Source organism: Spirosoma arboris (genome assembly GCF_009754945.1).
GTDB lineage: Bacteria > Bacteroidota > Bacteroidia > Cytophagales > Spirosomataceae > Spirosoma > Spirosoma arboris.
The window spans coordinates 193,459-210,909 of sequence record NZ_WPIN01000003.1 but is presented as its reverse complement, the minus strand read 5'-3'; the positions used below and the strand labels follow the sequence as shown (position 1 = coordinate 210,909).

Below are 17,451 nucleotides of genomic sequence, written 5' to 3'. Positions count from 1 at the left end.
TATATGATGTATGCTTTACTATTCCCAGTTCCTCACTGTTTAACATACATCATATAGCCTACATCATACATAAATTTACTTACTTTTTCGCTGCTCGATCATCGTGCTGATCTCTGCTGCAGTTTTATAAATTCGATCTCCCTTGCGAACCATCGTACGGATAAATTTCGGGCGTTTTTTCGTTTCCTCAAATATCTTGCTGATATACTCTCCTAAAAACGAGATGCCCAGTAAGTTGATTCCACCAAAGAACGTAACCAGAATAATAACGGTCGAGAGCCCATAAGGGGTATTCGGGTCGAAGTTGAAGAGCCGGGCAACAATCTGCCAGATAATACCTAACATGGATAGACCCGTCAGGACAAAGCCTGCGTAGGTCATTAACTCCAATGGAGCAAAACTAAACGAGAAAATTGCCTTTTTCGCCCACCAGATGTTCTTGGTCCAATTGTTGGTTGATACGCCAAACATGCGTTCAGGACGTACATAATCTACCCCCGTTTGTTTGAATCCAACCCACGCCCGTAGCCCACGCAGGAATTGCTCTGTTTCGGGAAGGTTAACCAGTTCACGGACCACTTTTCGGTCAATGATCGAAAAATCACCGGCATCGACCGGGATATTGATATAAGCTGTCCGTTTGAAAAGCCGATAAAACTGTTTGTAGAAAAAGTGAACGTGTGCAGGCATTTCTCGTTGTACCCGAACTCCGTACACGACATCGAACCCCTGTTGCCACTTTTCGTAAAACTTCGGAATTATTTCGGGCGGGTCCTGTAAGTCGCCGTCCATGAGTACTACCGCGTCGCCCGTAGCGATCTCCATACCGCTCAAAAACGCCGATTGCGAACCGAAATTACGCGAATGCTTGATGGCAATTACGTTTGGGTCTTTAGCGCAAATTTCATTAAGCACTTCGTCGGTATTGTCCGGTGAGTTATCATTCACAAAAATGATTTCGTACCGAACCTTCATCTCATTGAAGGTCTTCACCAAGCGTTCGTACATATACGGAATTGCCTGAGCATCTTTATAGCAGGCAATAATGGGCGAAATGACGGGGTTGAGCGTAGGCTTTTGAAAGGCGGGAATTACCCTGCTTTCGTACTGATGGGCTATCTGCCAGTCGGCAGTTTGGCGTAGGCCGTCGCTGAGAGATGTAGTGGCTTTCCAATCCAGGTCGACCTCAGCAGCGGTTGGGTCACCATACCAGTCGGAGAGGTCCCAGTTGCGATTGGTCATACTACCCCAAACGGGTTCCTGGGTTAGCCCGAAGGTTTGCCGGGCCACATCGACCAGCTCACGCATGGTCGTTTTTTTGCCCGTCGCAATGTTATAGGATCGCCCACGAATTTCGGAATTGACGTGAAGAGCTGCCTGTACAAACGCATTTATACAATCGTCTACATAAACGAAATCACGACTGATATCTGGCGATACAAGCGGAGGCAACTGCCCTTTTCGATTCTCTTCAACAAGCCGGGGAATAAGCCGGTCAGGCTCTTCCCAGCCACCGTAAATGGAGTAAAGACGTAGGTTAAGGGTATTAAGCTGGTGGACTTTAGCGTAATACTCAAGCGTATAAGCCGCCGATACTTTTGAAACAGCATAGTGACTGTTAGGTTCTACGCGATCAGTTTCCTTAGGGGCGGTGCAGTTAAAGCCATATTCCGAACTACTGCCTGCATGGATATAAACCATATCGGACGTACAGTTTTCGAGAATGTTGACCGTTCCCAGAACGTTTGTTTCGTAGGTCAGTCCAACATTTTTCTGCTTGCTATAGGCACCGTAGGCTGCCAGATTGAAAATCGTTTTTGGCTTGATCTTCCCAAAAACATCCTGCACAGATGTATTGGACAAAATATCGCAGTGAACGATGTTTTCGGCAGGGACATCTAACAGTTTAAGACGCCAGGCTTTGGTGGCATCGTGGGTCAGCGCGTACACATCCTTGCGGACGCGGAAGAGTTGCTCAAATAGGTTAGCGCCAATGAAGCCACTGGCTCCAAAAACAACAATGGGACCCTTGAGTCGTGTACTATCAGTAGGTAGCAAATTGGGGGCAGACTGATTCATTCAGGCCGCAATATTACAGCAAAAGACGGATATGCCTGCTTTAATAGGCAGTTTTATAGGAAACGGTAACCGATTAACGCCTACGCTTCAGTAGTGTTTAAGTGTAAATAACGCTCATTTACATCGGCGTTGGCTTGCTCATACTGGGCATCTGTCATGGGCAGATAGTGCCATTCGAGCCGATTTTCCATATAGGAAACGCCTTTTCCTTTTACCGTTTTGGCAATTACAAGTTTAGGCTTTCCATTTGGAGTAGCTGTTAATCGGTCAATTGTAACCAATAGCTCGTCAATGTTATGGCCATCGACAACTACAGTCTCAAAACCAATGGCGTTCCAGGTCTGAACATCTGCCGTATCACCCAGCACATCCGCCGTCTGGCCGAAGCCCTGCAATCCATTTTTGTCAACCAGAACAATCAGGTTATCCAGTTCATGCTGAATAGCAAAATGAGCCGCTTCCCAGGTTGTTCCTTCGTTCGTCTCTCCATCCGACATCAGAACGAACACGCGGGAATCATCGCCCATAAGTTTACCCGCCTGTGCCATACCCGAGCCAATGGGTAGCCCATGCCCCAACGAACCAGTAGCAAACGGAATGCCTTTATGCTGATTAGGAGCAGGGTGGGCGGGTAGGGTTGTGCCATTTAGGTAATAAGTGGCCAGGACTTCGTCTGAAATCTCACCCAAATGGTTCAGGCATACATAGAGTGAAGCTGCTGCGTGGCCTTTCGAGAGCAGAAAAGTATCCTGTTCCCGTTTGCGAAGGACAAGCGTAGCAATCATTAGGTCTACACAGCTCAATGAACAACCAATATGACCGGCATGAGCCTGGTTGTAGAGGCTCAGTATTTTGAGTCTCAGTTGTCCCTGAAGGGTTTGCAAGTCGGTGATTTCTGTTGTTGACGTCATGGTTGATTGATGCGTAATGGCCTAATCGCCATAGCGAAATGTATTGCCTTGAAAATCAAAAATAGTAATTTTTTTATCTGAATTCCCTTTTACAAGGACAATCCGATCCCTTTCGTTCGGGTCAACACGCTGAATGTAATGTGCATCTTTGGGCAGATAAACATTCACTAATTGAGCGTCGTAAAGCGATACGGGTGAGAAGGTTGTGTCATTTTTCTTCGAGAAGATGATCCGCTTTTTATTCGGGTAGAGAATAGTATCGCCTGGCGCATAGAGTTGTGTCAATTGTTGGGCCGATGATTGGTAAGGATTTGCAATTCGGGGAGTGCCAAAAAGCGTGTATTTAGGCGACGTATCGGCATAAATATTGCCCAAAGTAAGAGCAATGTGACCTGTCTGAATCAACAGTACAGCTGCAATGGGTAGACTGAACCACCAGCGGAGACTCGTTAGCTGGTATAATCCCAGTGCCACTAAAATGCAGACATAGGGAAATGAAAATCCCGAATAACGTTGCGTAATGCCGTACGTATGGCCCGATCGCCAGGCCATAAACAGCAGGAATAGTGTTGGGATAAAAGCTAGTAGCACTAAAAGAACAACGAATCGTTTTTGATAAGTATCCGTTTGGTCGATTACATAGCGAGCGATGAGATAAACAAAGGGTATGGCTATCGATAGAACCAGCAGCCGAGCGGGTTGCATCGTATAAAATGGTATGCCTGCCAGTAGAAGTACCGTTACGGCGGCATAAACCCAGACTGGTGGTTTTGATGTCGAGAAGTACCGATGCATAACCAGTGTTGAACTTACTCCCAACCCTAATGCTAGCAACGAATTTTGAATGTTGGACAAAGTTTGGCTAAGTCCGTTTGTGATAATAAATAAGTCAGAGAAAACGGGGATGGCCCGAACCGTAATATTCGGAATAGTAGCGGGTAGAATTATCCCGAAACCATTATTCAGGGGATTCGTGAGCGCCAGATTCCGGTAAAAATTCTTTTGTTCTTCCAGAATATAAAATGTGTACGTTCCTCCGCCAAAAAAGAACCATAACGAAATAAGCCCTAAACCTACAGCGGCTGTTAAGCCCAACGTAACCCAGGCTCGACTATTTCGGAGGTAAAGGAGCGCATAGAGCCCATGACATAGAAAAACCGTGATCGCTAAATAATGGGATAAGACCGCCGTCACAAAAACAGCACCGTAGGCAAGATAAAGCCAGGGTAGGGAAGGAGTGACCGAACTGAGTGAATTTCGGGTTGATGAACGAATTCGCTCCTGAATAAGCAGAAAGATATGTGTGGCCAGTAACGTCAGAAAAAACGTCATGGAATAATTGCGGGCGATGTGGCTATAGGCCACAAAAAACGGCTCAATGGTAGCGATGGCTGCACTTGCCAAGGCTAGTTTCTCAACCGAAGTAAGGGAGTTGGGATTACTTGGTCCAACATCGCGTTTTTCGGGTAGAAAATGTCGACGGACAAATACAAATAGTAGCCAGACAATCAGGACGCTAAAGATTACCGATGGCATCCGAAGAGAGGCATCACTTAATCCAAATACCTTTAGCCATAGCCATAATACGCCATAGTAGGCGGGGCTATTGCCAATATCGCCCCGAATATCGGCTTCAATAAAGTCGTTTATTGTTTTGGGCTTCCAGAATTCAGCGGGTGTAAAGTACGGTTTGCTAAAAACATCTTTCTGATTAGCACCTTCAAGGCAAACGCCCTGGCTAATGAGCAGTGTCGATTTCTCGTCGAAATAAATACCGTACGTACCAACTCGATACAGGCGAAGTCCTAGCGCTAGTACCAATAAGGCACCTAGCAAAATCAGGCAATTGCGGGATAACTGAACAGACATTGGGCCAAAACTACGCGCAAAATCCGGGTTCTCATAGCTTGAGGATCGTGAATTCTACGCGCCGGTTTTGTTTTCGCTTCTCTTCGGTTTCATTGCTGGCAACGGGTTTACTAGGTCCCCATGCCTTGGTTTGAATACGTTTTTCGGTAATTCCTTTGCTGGTCAGGTACTCTTTTACAACCCGGACGCGATCTTCAGAAAGCTTCATATTAGGCTCCCAATCGCCCTGATTGTCTGTATGACCTTCGATTAGCAGTTCCATAGATGGGTACTTTTCCAGCATAGAAACTACCTGATCCAGCTCTGAATTAGCACCCGGAAGTAGGGTAAACTGACTCTGCTGAAACAATACTTCCCGCATAACGATTTTTTGCCCTGGCTCAATTTTTACCAGATACAGGTTGCGTCGAATATCACGAAATCGTTTGTCTTTGCTTAAATCCAGGACTTCAGTTGTTGTGAAATAACCTTCTTTTCGGGCTTTCAGATTATAGGTTTTCTGGGTTGGCAGAATCATTTTATATTCACCCGTTTCGGGATTGAAATCCACTTTCGAAATCTCTTTCGTGTCGCCGAACAAGCCTGATGCAACTTCTGAGGCAATCGGTTTTTTGCTTTGAGAATCTAATACCTGCCCTGATATAATGGCAACTGGATCAGGCTTTATTGCAGGGAACAATTTTAACCGAAAGATATCATCTTCGCCCAGCGAACCGGCCCGAGAGCTTAGATACGCGAAATCGCCCGAAGCCGGAATGGTGAAATAACCATCCCATTCGGCAGTATTGATAGCTGGGCCGAGATTTTCGGGTTCGCTCCAGTTGCCCCAGGAGTCATCCTGTCGTCGGCTGACAAAAATGTCGCCATTGCCAAAACCAGGATGGCCAGCCGATGTAAAATAGAGTGTCCGGCCGTCGGCAGCCAGAAAAGGCGAACTTTCAAATTCGGCAGTGTTCACAACACCACCTAAGGATACCGGTTCTGACCAGGTATTATCTGATTTCTGAAGCGAAACGTACAGGTCTCGGTTGCCGCGTGTATCTTTTCGTTGCACGGCCAGAATTATTGCTTTTCCATCGGGCGAGACGCAAAATTCCAGCTGGTTTTTTTCGTGCAGGTTATAATTGTTGGCAATCCGACACTCAACCGGTTGCGACCATCCCGCTTTGGTACGGATGGATTTAGAAATGCCAAACGACATGCCTCCATCGGGACGATACACATTGATGAGGTAAGCTGTACGTCCATCGGGAGCCATTCCGCTAATGGCATTGTCGCCCGTATTGTTGATGGGTGGTCCAATATTAACGGCTTCACTCCAGCCAGGCGGATTACCGTTTGATGCAGATTCGAGCGTGGAGTACCAGACATCCTGACGATCAGGGGCACCCATATTCGCTTTGTTGAAGTTCCGGGTAAAGTAGAGCGTCTTTCCGTCGGGAGAGATAACGGGGGCTACTTCCTGACCGGGTGAGTTTACTGTTTTGCCGAGATTTTCCTTTTGAATATCCTTAGGAGTATTTTTCGATACATTGATGCCAACAGTAACTGGTTTCGTGTCCTCCGAAATGCCAATGGCATCAATTTGATTCATCCCTTTCAGAGCAGCACCATTGATCACAACTTTGATTTGGGTGCATAGATAAGCCGAATCTTTCGGGAAAATTCGCAGGAGTGGGTCCTGGCGCGCCTGTACGCTGGTTGCTTGATAAACAGAGTGCTCTTTGCCTTTCTGATCGATAACAATGACTTTTACGACTGCTCCTGGATTTACATTCTCAGCCACTACAATTTGCCGGGCCTGCATTGGAGTTTCAAACCCTACCTGAATCCACTCGTCGGCAGTGCCATCGGCGTAAAAGGGTGCCCAGGCACAGGGGCTTTCACCCATTTCAGGAATTTTGCTCGGGCGGCCAAGTGCCTGAGAGGCTTTATATTGTTCGCCAGTGGGTTCGCCTTTTTTCTCTGACGACACACCCACTACCCGACTTGCCCATTGAAGGGTGTTTTTTTCAGTAGCCGGGACATTCGTAGGGCTGGCGGCTCGCTGTTGCGCATCAGTCGATTGGGCTAAGCCAATCGAACTGGCCATGCCAACCAATATGCCCGCCAAAATGCTCCAGACTTGCATAAATGACTAAACGGTGAGTAATATAGACTGATTTTTATGGCAATAGTTGCAATGTTAAACACAGAATTGCATACTCATAGTGCCATCGGCTAAGAAAACTTAGTTAGTGAGCACGCGATATTCCCATGGTTTGAGTGTTACAGCCATTTCAGGTTTCAATTCGACAGGTTGATGGCTGAATATCTCTGTGTACGTACCTGCAAACCCGTCGTCTGATAAGCGAACCGTTTGGGGCTGTCCGCTCAGGTTGAGTATGACGACAACACGGTCGTTGTCACGCTGCCGGTGAAAGGCATATACCTTGTCGTCATGGTCGGTCATGATTTTTACGGCTTTTCCACCCGCCAGACCATTCCAAAGTGCCCGGTTTCGGTGTTTAAGCGTGAGTAGCGTTTTGAAGAAATCACTTTTGGCATAATTACCCCATGAAATGGTGTCTTTCTCAAACATAGCTAACCGTTTATTCAGGTTCGACTCCATACCGTTATAAACCAGCGGCATGCCTTCGAGTGTACTACTCAATACGATGAATGCATCAGCCCCTGGTCCGAATGATTCCTCCAGGGTGCCATTATGGGTATTTTCATCGTGATTCTGAGTAAATAACATTTGGTAGTACCAGATTGGAAACCGTTTCTGGTTTACCTCACGCAATGAATCAATTTTATCGACAGTACGAGCACCAGCAGCTATGGACTTCATCATGTTGTACATGGTCCAACTGTAGTTCATATTGAAACACTTTCGAAATTGTTCAGGATCGTCTTCCCATTCCGATAGCATGAATACGGTCTTGATTTTATCTAACTGGGGGCGAAGCTCGGCCCAGAAAGTATTTGGAACATAACCTGCTGCGTTGCAACGATACCCATCAATGTCGGTTTCCTTGAGCCAATACTCCATTGCTTCAGTCATGGCTTTACGCATAGCCGGGTTTTCGTAATTAAGTTCAACTACGCTGGCCCAGCCGGTTGGTTTGCTAGTTTTTGGTGTATTAGGAGAAACCATTTTCCCCTTTTTCAGCGTATACCAGTCGGGATGTTCTTTCACCCAATTGTGATCCTGGGCCGTATGGCTGGCAACCCAGTCCAGAATAACGCGCAGGCCCAGAGCATGCGCCCGATTGACCAACGTTTTGAAGTCGGCCAGCGTGCCATAGTCTGAATTTACCGTTTTAAAATCGGTTATGGCATAAGGACTAATCAGTGTTTTTTTGGTTGTATCCTGACTAATTGGGTAAATCGGCATCAGCCAGATAATATCTACGCCCATTTCTTTTAGGCGCGGCAACTGCGCTTCTATTGCTTTAAAATCACCTTTTGGCGAAAATTGGCGCACATTGATTTCATAAATCGTCGCATTTTTAGCCCAATCTGGCGCATGTGGAGCAGCTAGTGCAGTTGTATCAGAAGATTGGGCTTCAGTTTGATTCTGTGAGGTAGTGCGACAGGCTGTTGTCAGGAGGAGCGAACTGAACAAAATAGCCAGATATAGTTTCTTCATGGATGATGCCTACTGGGTCAATTAAATAAAGAGTTAAGGAATGCATCAGGCCACTAAAGGCAAGCTGCTATTTTTTAATTGACGGATCGCTTCCAGTGGATCGCTAGCCCTGAAAACAGAATTGCCCGCTACCAGCACATCGGCTCCAGCATTGAGTAGAATTTGCGCATTTTTCTCGCTGACCCCTCCGTCAATTTCAATCAGAGCAGCCGAGCGATTTGCTGTTAGTAATTGTTTTAACTTCGTTACTTTCTGAATTGTATGCGGTATAAACGATTGCCCTCCAAAACCAGGATTGACGGACATGATTAAAATAACATCGATCTGCTCCAGTACGTCTTCAAGCCCGGAAATGGGTGTGTGCGGATTTAGCGCCACACCTGCCCGACAGCCTAATTCGCGGATGCGGGTCAGTGTTCGGTGCAAATGCGTGCAGGCTTCATAATGTACATGAATAACCGATGCTCCTCCTTCGGCAAAAGCCTCCAGGTAACGCTCCGGTTGCACAATCATCAGGTGTACATCCAACGGTTTCTGACAATATTTTCGGGCCGTTTCTAACAGAGGAAAGCCAAAGGAGATATTAGGAACGAACAAACCATCCATCACATCGAAATGAAGATAATCGGCTTCGCTGCGGTTTATTAAATCCAGTTCCTTTTGCAGGTTAGCAAAGTCGGCGGCTAGTAGCGAAGGGGCAATAAAAGGCTGATTCATGGTTGTTCTGTTGTCCCGAAAAATCAATCGATTGAAAAAGAAAGACTTAGTCAGTCGCCGTTGTCAGTTACTTATTTTTTTATCCTGTAAAACTAACGTTTTTTTGCTTGAACGCGGAAACAAACCCAATATTGCCGATTAAACAACTACTGATTCTACATTATGAGCAATCGGTCAGATTGGATACTGAACGTGCCTTTTTTGCCTAATAGACTTTCGTAATTCATTGATATTCAATATATGACACCCCAGGAGCGCATTGCCGAATTAACCGATCGCCTGAATTATTATACCCACCAATACTACCAGAATAGTGTTTCGGAGGTAGATGACTTCACATTCGATCAACTCCTGGCCGAATTGGCCGAGCTCGAGAAGCAATATCCCGAATTTCGTTACCCTGAATCACCAACTACCCGTGTTGGGGGGACAATCAGCAAGGAATTTGCGACGGTCTATCACCGTTTCCCGATGCTATCTCTAGGTAATACATATTCTGAAGAAGATCTGATTGAATTTGATAAACGGGTGCAGAAAGGATTGAACGGCCAGGCCTATGAGTACATCTGTGAACTTAAATTCGATGGCGTGGCGCTGAGTATGACCTACGAAAACGGCTTGCTGGTGCAGGGCGCTACACGTGGAGATGGTATTCGTGGTGATGATATCACGAATAATATCCGGACAATTCGCACGGTGCCACTGCGCGTTGGGCAGGTAGCAGGTAGCGGGGAGCAAGGGGCTCGGAACGGAGAGAAATCCAAAGGGCAGGTTGCTATTGACTTTGGCGCAGAAATCCCCCTTGCTCCGAGCTCCGAGCTCCCTGCGCTTTTCGAAGTGCGAGGTGAAGGCTTTTTGCCGCTTGCTGAGTTTGAGCGGATTAATAAAGAGCGCGAAGACATTGGTGAACCCCTCCTGGCTAATCCCCGTAATGCTGCTTCGGGTACGTTTAAGCAGCAGGACTCGGGAGCCGTGGCCAAGCGTAGACTTGACTGTTATGTGTACTCATTTTTATCGGACCAGGAAGTGTTTAAGACGCATGAAGAAAGCCTGATTGCGATGAAGCAATGGGGTTTCAATGTCTCGCAAACCTGGCAGAAATGCGCCGACATTCAGGACGTGATGCGCTACATCAACCAATGGGAGGAGAAACGGTTTACCTTACCGCTTGGTACGGATGGGATTGTTATTAAGGTGAATCGGTATGACCAGCAACGTGAATTAGGATATACCGCCAAAAGCCCGAGATGGGCCATTTCCTTTAAATACAAAGCACTAGCTGCCAGCACAGTTTTGACTGGCATTCGATACCAGGTTGGTCGAACAGGATCTGTTACCCCCGTAGCCTTGCTCACGCCCGTGCTACTGGCCGGAACGACTGTAAAGCGCGCATCCTTGCACAATGCCAATGAAATTGAGCGGTTGGGCGTTCGGCTTTATGATACGGTGTTTGTAGAGAAAGGGGGAGAAATTATTCCGAAAATTACTGGCGTAGATCTTAACCGCCGAACTGACCAAAGCCAACCCATTATCTACCCAACAACCTGCCCGGCTTGTGGCACGCCCTTGATTCGTAAGGAAGGAGAAGCGAATCATTATTGTCCCAATGAGCGTGGTTGCCCACCCCAACGGCAGACCCGATTCGAGCATTTTATCCAGCGCCGTGCCATGAACATCGAGAGCCTTGGCGAAGGTAAAATTGAGATGCTCATTGACAAAGGCTTAGTTGAAACACCCGCCGATCTCTATTCACTAACCAGCGAGCAACTGCTGGGTCTTGAGAAAGTATTCCTAGACCGCGACGGCGGACCGGAAGAGATCGGCAAAAAACGGGTCGTTAGCTTTCGGGAGAAAACCGTTGAGAATATTCTGACCGCCATTGAGCGGTCAAAGGCACAGCCTTTTCAAAATGTGCTGTTTGCGCTGGGTATCCGCTATGTTGGCAATACGACTGCCGAAAAATTAGCTGATTATTTCGGATCGATGGACGCAATTATGAAAGCCAGCCAGGAGGAATTACTGGCCGTGCCGGATACAGGCCCGCGTATTGCCGAGAGTGTGGTTGCCTGGTTCGCGGATGATTACAATCGAGTGTTCGTTGAGCAATTGCGGACAGCTGGGTTGCAGTTTGAAGGTGAGAAAAAAGTTGTAGAACGTGAGGGCGATGCACTGGCAGGAAAGACATTTCTGTACACGGGCACATTCGCCAATTTCAGCCGCGAAGAACTCGAAAACCGTATTGAGGCTAATGGAGGCAGACTCCTTAGCGGCATTTCCAAAAAACTGAACTATTTGATTGTGGGTGAAAATGCCGGGCCATCGAAGGTCGATAAAGCGCAAAAGCTCAATGTGCCGATGATTGGTGAAGATGAGTTTCTTGCAATGCTGGAGGTATAAGGCGTATCGAAACTAAATTCGCTATCTTTACTTACAACCCCACCTTGCTATGGAAGCAACTTTTTCGCCAAAAGACTAATCTCAAGTTATTACGAAGCAATAACTCCCCAGTAAATTCCCGTAACTTTGCCAGAATATTATATTCCTGTTTCTTCTAATGGATACTAAATTCCATGGCGTAGGTGTTGCCATTGTGACACCTTTCAATGCCGATCTATCGATTGACTACGACGGCTTCGGCCGCATCGTTCGGCACATCTCCGACGGAGGTGTTCGTTACATCGTCCTGCAGGGCACTACTGGCGAATCGCCTACGGTGACAAAGCAGGAAAAGAAACAGTTGTTGCAATACCTTAAGGAAAATAATCCGAAGAAATTGCCCATCGTATTTGGAGTGGGCGGCAATGTTACTACCGACGTTGTATCTGGCATGAAAGACATTGATTTTGAAGGTGTCGATGCTATTCTATCGGTTTGCCCATACTATAATAAACCTGGGAAACGGGGTGTCATTGAACACTTTACGCGTATTGCTGATGCGAGTCCAGTACCCGTTATCCTATATAATATTCCCTTTCGTACGGGTATCAATATGACTGCCGAAACGATCTGTGAATTGGCCCAACACCCAAACATCATTGGCGTAAAGGAAGCGTCGTGTGTGATTGAACAGTGCATGGAAATTGCTCGTGACAAACCTGATGATTTCCTGCTTATTTCGGGTGATGACGTGCAGGGGGTACCCATTATCAGCATTGGGGGAGTTGGGGTTATGTCGGTTGTTGCTAACGCATTCCCGGCCAAGTTTAGTGGTATGATCGAAGCTGCATTACAGGGCGATTTTGCGTTTGCACAAAAAGAACTTGGTCACTTCCTGCGGATTGATCCGCTATTGTATGAAGAAGGAAATCCAGTAGGGATTAAAAATGTTCTGGAGATTCTTGGCTTGATTTCGGCGGAAGTGCGGTTGCCATTAATGAAAGCTTCCGATGATCTGAGCGAACGCCAACGGGCTGTTCTTCAGCGCGATGGTTTGCTGGAACTGGTCGCTTAAAAATAAACAAAACTCTATATTGTGGCCCTCAACTTAGATAATAAGTTGAGGGTTTTTGCTTTTAGTATCAATAAGCTCCCTGATAAACCAAGCCTGCTCTAGTTGGTTAACTTACGAAATATAATACTCTTTTTACATCATGGAATACGTTCGATTTGGTAGTACTGGCCTTATGGTTTCTAAACTTTGCTTGGGTTGCATGACATACGGTCGCCCGACTGACCGGTGGCCCTGGGCGCTGGATGAAGAAAAAAGTCGCCCATTTATTCAGAAAGCCCTGGAACTGGGATTTAACTTTTTTGATACCGCCGATGTGTATACGGCTGGAGCCAGTGAAGAAGTGGTTGGCCGTGCCCTGCGCGATTTTGCATCCCGCGATGAGATCGTGCTGGCGACTAAAGTATTTAACCCAATGGGCCCCGGCCCTAACGACAAGGGTTTATCCCGTAAGCATATTATGAGCGCCATCGATGCCAGCCTGAAACGACTAGGGACAGATTATGTTGATCTTTACCAGATTCACCGATGGGATGATAACACGCCCATTGAAGAAACAATGGAAGCGCTTCACGATGTCGTCAAAGCCGGAAAAGCCCGATACATTGGTGCGTCGTCGATGTATGCCTGGCAATTTGCCAAGGCCCAATATACTGCCGACCTGAATGGCTGGACCCGATTTGTGTCGATGCAACCTCAGTATAACCTGGTATATCGTGAAGAGGAACGCGAAATGTTGCCCTTTTGCCAGGATCAGAAGGTGGCCGTTATTCCCTGGTCGCCTTTGGCGCGGGGTTTGTTGACAGGCAAACGCTCGAAAGAACGTAACGAAACAGAACGGGCTAAAACCGACGCCTTCGGCAAAAAATTGTACGCCCGCGACGATGACTTTGCCATTGCTGACTTGGTAACGAAACTGGGTGAAACGCGCGGAATCCCTGCTTCGCAGATTGCCCTGGCCTGGTTACTTTCCAAGCCAGTTGTTACAGCGCCCATTATTGGAGCCAGCAAACCGGGGCATCTGGAAGATGCTGTTGGCGCTCTTTCTATAACCCTTTCCGACGACGAAATCCACCAATTGGAAGATGCTTACCAACCGCACCCCGTGATGGGAATTTGAGTTTAGAGCAATTAAAAATGATCGGTAGGTTTAACCTGGCAGAGGCCTCTAGAATTGCTATGATAAGTAACAATGCGAAATAATACCCTTTTCAGTAGACGTCCAATACATTCAACGGGCAATTCCAACGACAATGGCTACTATCGACAGAAAAACATTCCTGAAAGAAATCTCTTTGCTGGCTGGGGTGTCCCTTATTTCGGGGCCGATTCTGGCTAGTGAGTCTGCTCGGGAAAAATCGGCGATAAAGTTGGGTTTTGTTACCTATTTGTGGGGTAAAGATTGGGATTTACCTACCCTGATTAAGAATTGTGCGGATACGGGTCTACTCGGTGTAGAACTACGTGTGGAGCATGCCCATAACGTGATGCCTGAACTGAGTGCGGCACAACGATTGGACGTTAAAAAAAGATTTGTCGATAGTCCTGTTCAGCTTGTTGGGCTTGGAACAAATCAGCAATTTGATTTTGTGGATCAGGACAAACTAAAAGCGTCTATGGATCGGGCAAAAGAATTTATCCGGTTGAGTGCCGATGTGGGCGGAACGGGCGTAAAAGTGAAACCTAATGCCCTCCATAAAGAAGTCCCTACCGAAAAAACGCTGACTCAAATAGGTAAATCGTTGAATGAGCTTGCTCGATATGGTGCTGACCTTGGGCAACAGATCAGACTGGAAGTGCATGGTGAAGAAACGCAGGAACTGCCTGCTATTAAGCAGATTATGGATCTTGCTAACAATCCGAATGCGACCATTTGCTGGAATTGCAATCCGCAGGATCTGAATGGTAAAGGTTTCGCCTACAATTTCAACTTAGTCAAAAACCGATTTGGGGCCACCTGCCATGTTCGTGAACTGGATAGGACCGACTATCCCTACCAGGAGCTTCTGACCAATCTGGTAAACATGAATTACAAAGGCTGGGTATTACTCGAATGCCATACTAATCCGGCTGATAAAGTTGCATCCATGAAAGAACAGAGAGCCGTATTTGATCGGATGATAGCAAAGGCTTAGTGATTCCATTTGTTATTGGCGAAAAGTTCTGACTATTGATTAATGAGTTCTTCAACTAAAAAGACCGAACCCAGTGAGGATTCGGTCTTTTTAGTTGAAGGCTTAGTATTTTTATGAATTACTACCCCCTCCACCAAAGAGTTTGGATATAATCCAGATTACCAGACCGATACCCAGAATGACAAGTATGGCACCTGTCCAGGCTCCGGCTTTGAAAATATCGCCTATCGCTTCACAACTGGTCAGAAATAGGGTTAAAAATAAGGCTACGATAGCCGTCGGGAAAAAACGCAACAGAGTTTTCATAAACGTTGACTGAAATTTAGTGTAGTAATCAACCGCTCGTTTTTCGGCGGATTTTCAATTAAACAGACACAGATTCAGTTTGTTTAAAACCCTGAAAATTAGAGATTCCACCAGTAGGTCCACTTCAGTACCAATGCCCGATTTTTTACTGATAGGAACCCCGGTACATCCTGACCAATCTGCGCAGAATTAGGCAGATAATTATCTGTGTATACTAAGAAAAAGTCGGATGCGGGCTTGTAACGCCACTGAATACGGGCATTGACGTTCATGTTTTTTTGCTGCTCGTTATACTGCACAAACGTGGTCAGATAGAGCTTGTTGGTGAACGTGAAATCGAAGCGGGGGCCAACAAGCCAGAAGGTTGTGGCACCCCAGGGCTGCGGCAAACGAATGTCGTTATAACTCGCGCTGGCAGCCAGACTAACATACGGCTGGAACCGGTAACCCAGATCGGCGGTGAGATTCAATCGGGTACCGTTAGCGTAATAGCCACCGTAGCGCGACGAGAAACCGTAGGTAAACACACTCTGGGGTTTCGAGTCAAAATCGGTTCCCCACGCTGTCCAGTTATGTTCTGTGCCCGTTGCCAGTGTTTCGCGACCCGTATTGGTCGGGTCAAATGGTTGCAGCAACCGAACGTAATCGGTGGCCACCCAGGCCGTAAATACGCTTCGGCTACGGAATGTAATGGCATAGCTTAACATGCTTTCATTATCACTCTGTTTCCAGGCCGGATCGAAAAAGTAGGTAGAGGTCAACGTGGGACCGTGGTTAAGTACGCCACTGCCTGTGGGTAAAAATGTATAGCCGAGTGTTGCCATGCCCCGTTCGTAACCGATACGAGGCACGTAACCAGCTTCTGCGGTGTAGTTTTTGCCAATAGATTCTACTTGCCCACTAATCAGCCATCGGCGCGTAAAGTATTGTAGATTAGCAGCATATACAGCATCATTACCCGGTTGATCTGGCCTGAAGGATTTGACATACAGCGCTTTCCCCGTCCAGACATTATTCGACGAAGCCAGGTTATACTCCAGTCCTAAATTTCGATTATAGCGGGTATAAAGGGGTTTGTCAGGATTGGGTGTATAATCCAGCGACTCTTTATTGACGAAGATCATCCCAATATTCGAGCGGGCCGATACTCGCCGTTGTAGCGCCACAACCGCAAAGTTCTGGGCGGGTAGGCCCGTATCATCTACACGTCCGGTTTGCATGTCCATGATACCGATCCGCCAGTCTTTATTAAGTTTTCCACTCAGCCGGGCACCAAAGCGAATCGGTACACCACCTAACCCAATCCGACGGCTGAAAAACGGCCGAATCGTTGCATAACCGAAGTTGGTAAACTGATCGCCGTTCTCTAAAAAGAACTGCCGTTTTTCGGGGAAGAATAGTTCGTAGCGGTCGAGGTTCGTGACTTGCTGATCCACATCTACTTGCGAAAAGTCGGGGTTAACGGTCAAGTCGAGATTCAGTGATGACGTAACTGCTATTTTGGCGTCCAGTCCGGCATCCAATCGGCTTTTAGTAGGAACGCTGTTTTGGTAGTCGCGGGTAAGACCACTCAGTGCATAGGGAATAAGAGAAATATTCGGCCCCGGTTGTGGTGGTGGCTGATCCCAGACTAATACACCCGTTAAAGCCAGCGAGGCCGTTGGGAACTGCCGTTGGATGGGCGTCCAGGATGATTTCTCGGTTGTTTTCAAATCCTGTCGACTGAAGTTGATACCCCAGCGGGAAATACCTTTTTTATATCGAATCGTTTTGAAGGGAATGGCTAGTTCAATTACGTAACGGTCCTCGTAATTACGAACGACCGATGTCCATTTATTATCCCAGCTCAGGTTTGCTTTTCCGCCTTCATACAACAAGCCATCCCATTGAGCTCCAGCGGCATTGGTGCCAAAGGTGAAGCCGTTCGTCTGGTCGTCGAAGGTGTCCATGAAAAAGATGAAATTGTCATTTTTGAGGAAAGCCCAGTCGCGTCGAAGTGATTCGACCATATAAGGACCCGCCACGTAGCCGTGGTAGCAGATAGCGCTCAGGTACACATTATGGTCGTCGTAGGTCATCCGAACATCGGTGCGGACGCGGGCCCGGCTGGTGTCCATCGGAAGCACCATCCAGAAGTCAGAGGCTACTTCGGCTGCCTGCCAGGCGGGTTCATCGATGGCACCATCAATAATAACCGGTGAGGTTGCCCGGTTGATGTGAAGCTGATAACTCTCGTTTTTTTTCTGAGCCAGTAGAACGGTGTGGCTTAGTAACAGATAAATAATAGAAAGAACAAAGGAAAATTTCACCAAGCAACGATGTTTAAGGAGACTAATACAAAAGCAAAGGTAA

The 17,451-nt window shown here is 46.9% G+C and carries 12 protein-coding genes; 4 read left to right on the top strand and 8 right to left on the bottom strand.

Translation table 11 applies throughout. The features are described 5' to 3' along the window. Positions 1–75: 75 nt before the first annotated feature. The 6 genes from GO755_RS08625 to rpe all read right to left on the bottom strand — a co-directional run bounded on the left by GO755_RS08625 (position 76) and on the right by rpe (position 9,210). On the bottom strand, positions 76–2,079 hold the full coding sequence (locus GO755_RS08625; RefSeq protein ID WP_157584354.1) for an NAD-dependent epimerase/dehydratase family protein: 2,004 nt from the start codon (positions 2,077–2,079) through the stop codon (positions 76–78). 80 nt (positions 2,080–2,159) lie between these two features. After that, positions 2,160–2,990 (bottom strand): transketolase, encoded by an 831-nt coding sequence (locus GO755_RS08620; RefSeq protein ID WP_157584353.1) that lies wholly within the window; start codon positions 2,988–2,990, stop codon positions 2,160–2,162. Positions 2,991–3,011: 21 nt separating this feature from the next. Further along, positions 3,012–4,859, bottom strand: coding sequence for a glycosyltransferase family 39 protein (locus GO755_RS08615; RefSeq protein WP_157584352.1), 1,848 nt, complete (start codon positions 4,857–4,859; stop codon positions 3,012–3,014). Positions 4,860–4,890: 31 nt separating this feature from the next. Next, positions 4,891–6,990: an OmpA family protein gene (locus GO755_RS08610; RefSeq protein ID WP_157584351.1), complete on the bottom strand. Its 2,100-nt coding sequence runs from the start codon at positions 6,988–6,990 to the stop codon at positions 4,891–4,893. Positions 6,991–7,089: 99 nt separating this feature from the next. After that, the gene (locus GO755_RS08605; protein ID WP_157584350.1) at positions 7,090–8,493 is read right to left on the bottom strand and encodes an alpha-amylase family glycosyl hydrolase; all 1,404 of its coding nucleotides are present in this window, start codon (positions 8,491–8,493) and stop codon (positions 7,090–7,092) included. A gap of 45 nt (positions 8,494–8,538) precedes the next feature. After that, positions 8,539–9,210, bottom strand: a complete 672-nt coding sequence (gene rpe / locus GO755_RS08600; RefSeq protein WP_157584349.1) for a ribulose-phosphate 3-epimerase — start codon at positions 9,208–9,210, stop codon at positions 8,539–8,541. 240 nt (positions 9,211–9,450) lie between these two features. On the opposite strand from rpe, the gene ligA reads away from it, so the two are divergent. The 4 genes from ligA to GO755_RS08580 all read left to right on the top strand — a co-directional run bounded on the left by ligA (position 9,451) and on the right by GO755_RS08580 (position 14,793). Further along, entirely contained in the window at positions 9,451–11,607 is a 2,157-nt protein-coding gene (gene ligA, locus GO755_RS08595; protein WP_157584348.1) for an NAD-dependent DNA ligase LigA, read from the top strand. 157 nt (positions 11,608–11,764) lie between these two features. Beyond that, the gene (dapA, locus tag GO755_RS08590) at positions 11,765–12,661 is read left to right on the top strand and encodes a 4-hydroxy-tetrahydrodipicolinate synthase (RefSeq protein ID WP_157584347.1); all 897 of its coding nucleotides are present in this window, start codon (positions 11,765–11,767) and stop codon (positions 12,659–12,661) included. Between the two features lie 139 nt (positions 12,662–12,800). After that, a complete protein-coding gene (locus tag GO755_RS08585) occupies positions 12,801–13,778 on the top strand; it encodes an aldo/keto reductase (protein ID WP_157584346.1) in 978 nt (325 codons plus the stop codon). A gap of 133 nt (positions 13,779–13,911) precedes the next feature. Beyond that, positions 13,912–14,793: a sugar phosphate isomerase/epimerase family protein gene (locus GO755_RS08580; protein WP_157584345.1), complete on the top strand. Its 882-nt coding sequence runs from the start codon at positions 13,912–13,914 to the stop codon at positions 14,791–14,793. A gap of 111 nt (positions 14,794–14,904) precedes the next feature. Here GO755_RS08580 and GO755_RS08575 read toward each other — a convergent pair whose 3' ends face one another. Continuing rightward, positions 14,905–15,099, bottom strand: coding sequence for a hypothetical protein (locus tag GO755_RS08575; RefSeq protein ID WP_157584344.1), 195 nt, complete (start codon positions 15,097–15,099; stop codon positions 14,905–14,907). Positions 15,100–15,197: 98 nt separating this feature from the next. Beyond that, positions 15,198–17,408, bottom strand: a complete 2,211-nt coding sequence (locus GO755_RS08570) for a carbohydrate binding family 9 domain-containing protein (RefSeq protein ID WP_317165818.1) — start codon at positions 17,406–17,408, stop codon at positions 15,198–15,200. Positions 17,409–17,451 lie beyond the last annotated feature (43 nt).

Coding starts and splice junctions, on each gene's coding strand:
- GO755_RS08625 (WP_157584354.1), bottom strand. CDS start 2,079: ATGAATCAGTCTGCCCCCAATTTGCTACCTACTGATAGTACACGACTC.
- GO755_RS08620 (WP_157584353.1), bottom strand. CDS start 2,990: ATGACGTCAACAACAGAAATCACCGACTTGCAAACCCTTCAGGGACAA.
- GO755_RS08615 (WP_157584352.1), bottom strand. CDS start 4,859: ATGTCTGTTCAGTTATCCCGCAATTGCCTGATTTTGCTAGGTGCCTTA.
- GO755_RS08610 (WP_157584351.1), bottom strand. CDS start 6,990: ATGCAAGTCTGGAGCATTTTGGCGGGCATATTGGTTGGCATGGCCAGT.
- GO755_RS08605 (WP_157584350.1), bottom strand. CDS start 8,493: ATGAAGAAACTATATCTGGCTATTTTGTTCAGTTCGCTCCTCCTGACA.
- rpe (WP_157584349.1), bottom strand. CDS start 9,210: ATGAATCAGCCTTTTATTGCCCCTTCGCTACTAGCCGCCGACTTTGCT.
- ligA (WP_157584348.1), top strand. CDS start 9,451: ATGACACCCCAGGAGCGCATTGCCGAATTAACCGATCGCCTGAATTAT.
- dapA (WP_157584347.1), top strand. CDS start 11,765: ATGGATACTAAATTCCATGGCGTAGGTGTTGCCATTGTGACACCTTTC.
- GO755_RS08585 (WP_157584346.1), top strand. CDS start 12,801: ATGGAATACGTTCGATTTGGTAGTACTGGCCTTATGGTTTCTAAACTT.
- GO755_RS08580 (WP_157584345.1), top strand. CDS start 13,912: ATGGCTACTATCGACAGAAAAACATTCCTGAAAGAAATCTCTTTGCTG.
- GO755_RS08575 (WP_157584344.1), bottom strand. CDS start 15,099: ATGAAAACTCTGTTGCGTTTTTTCCCGACGGCTATCGTAGCCTTATTT.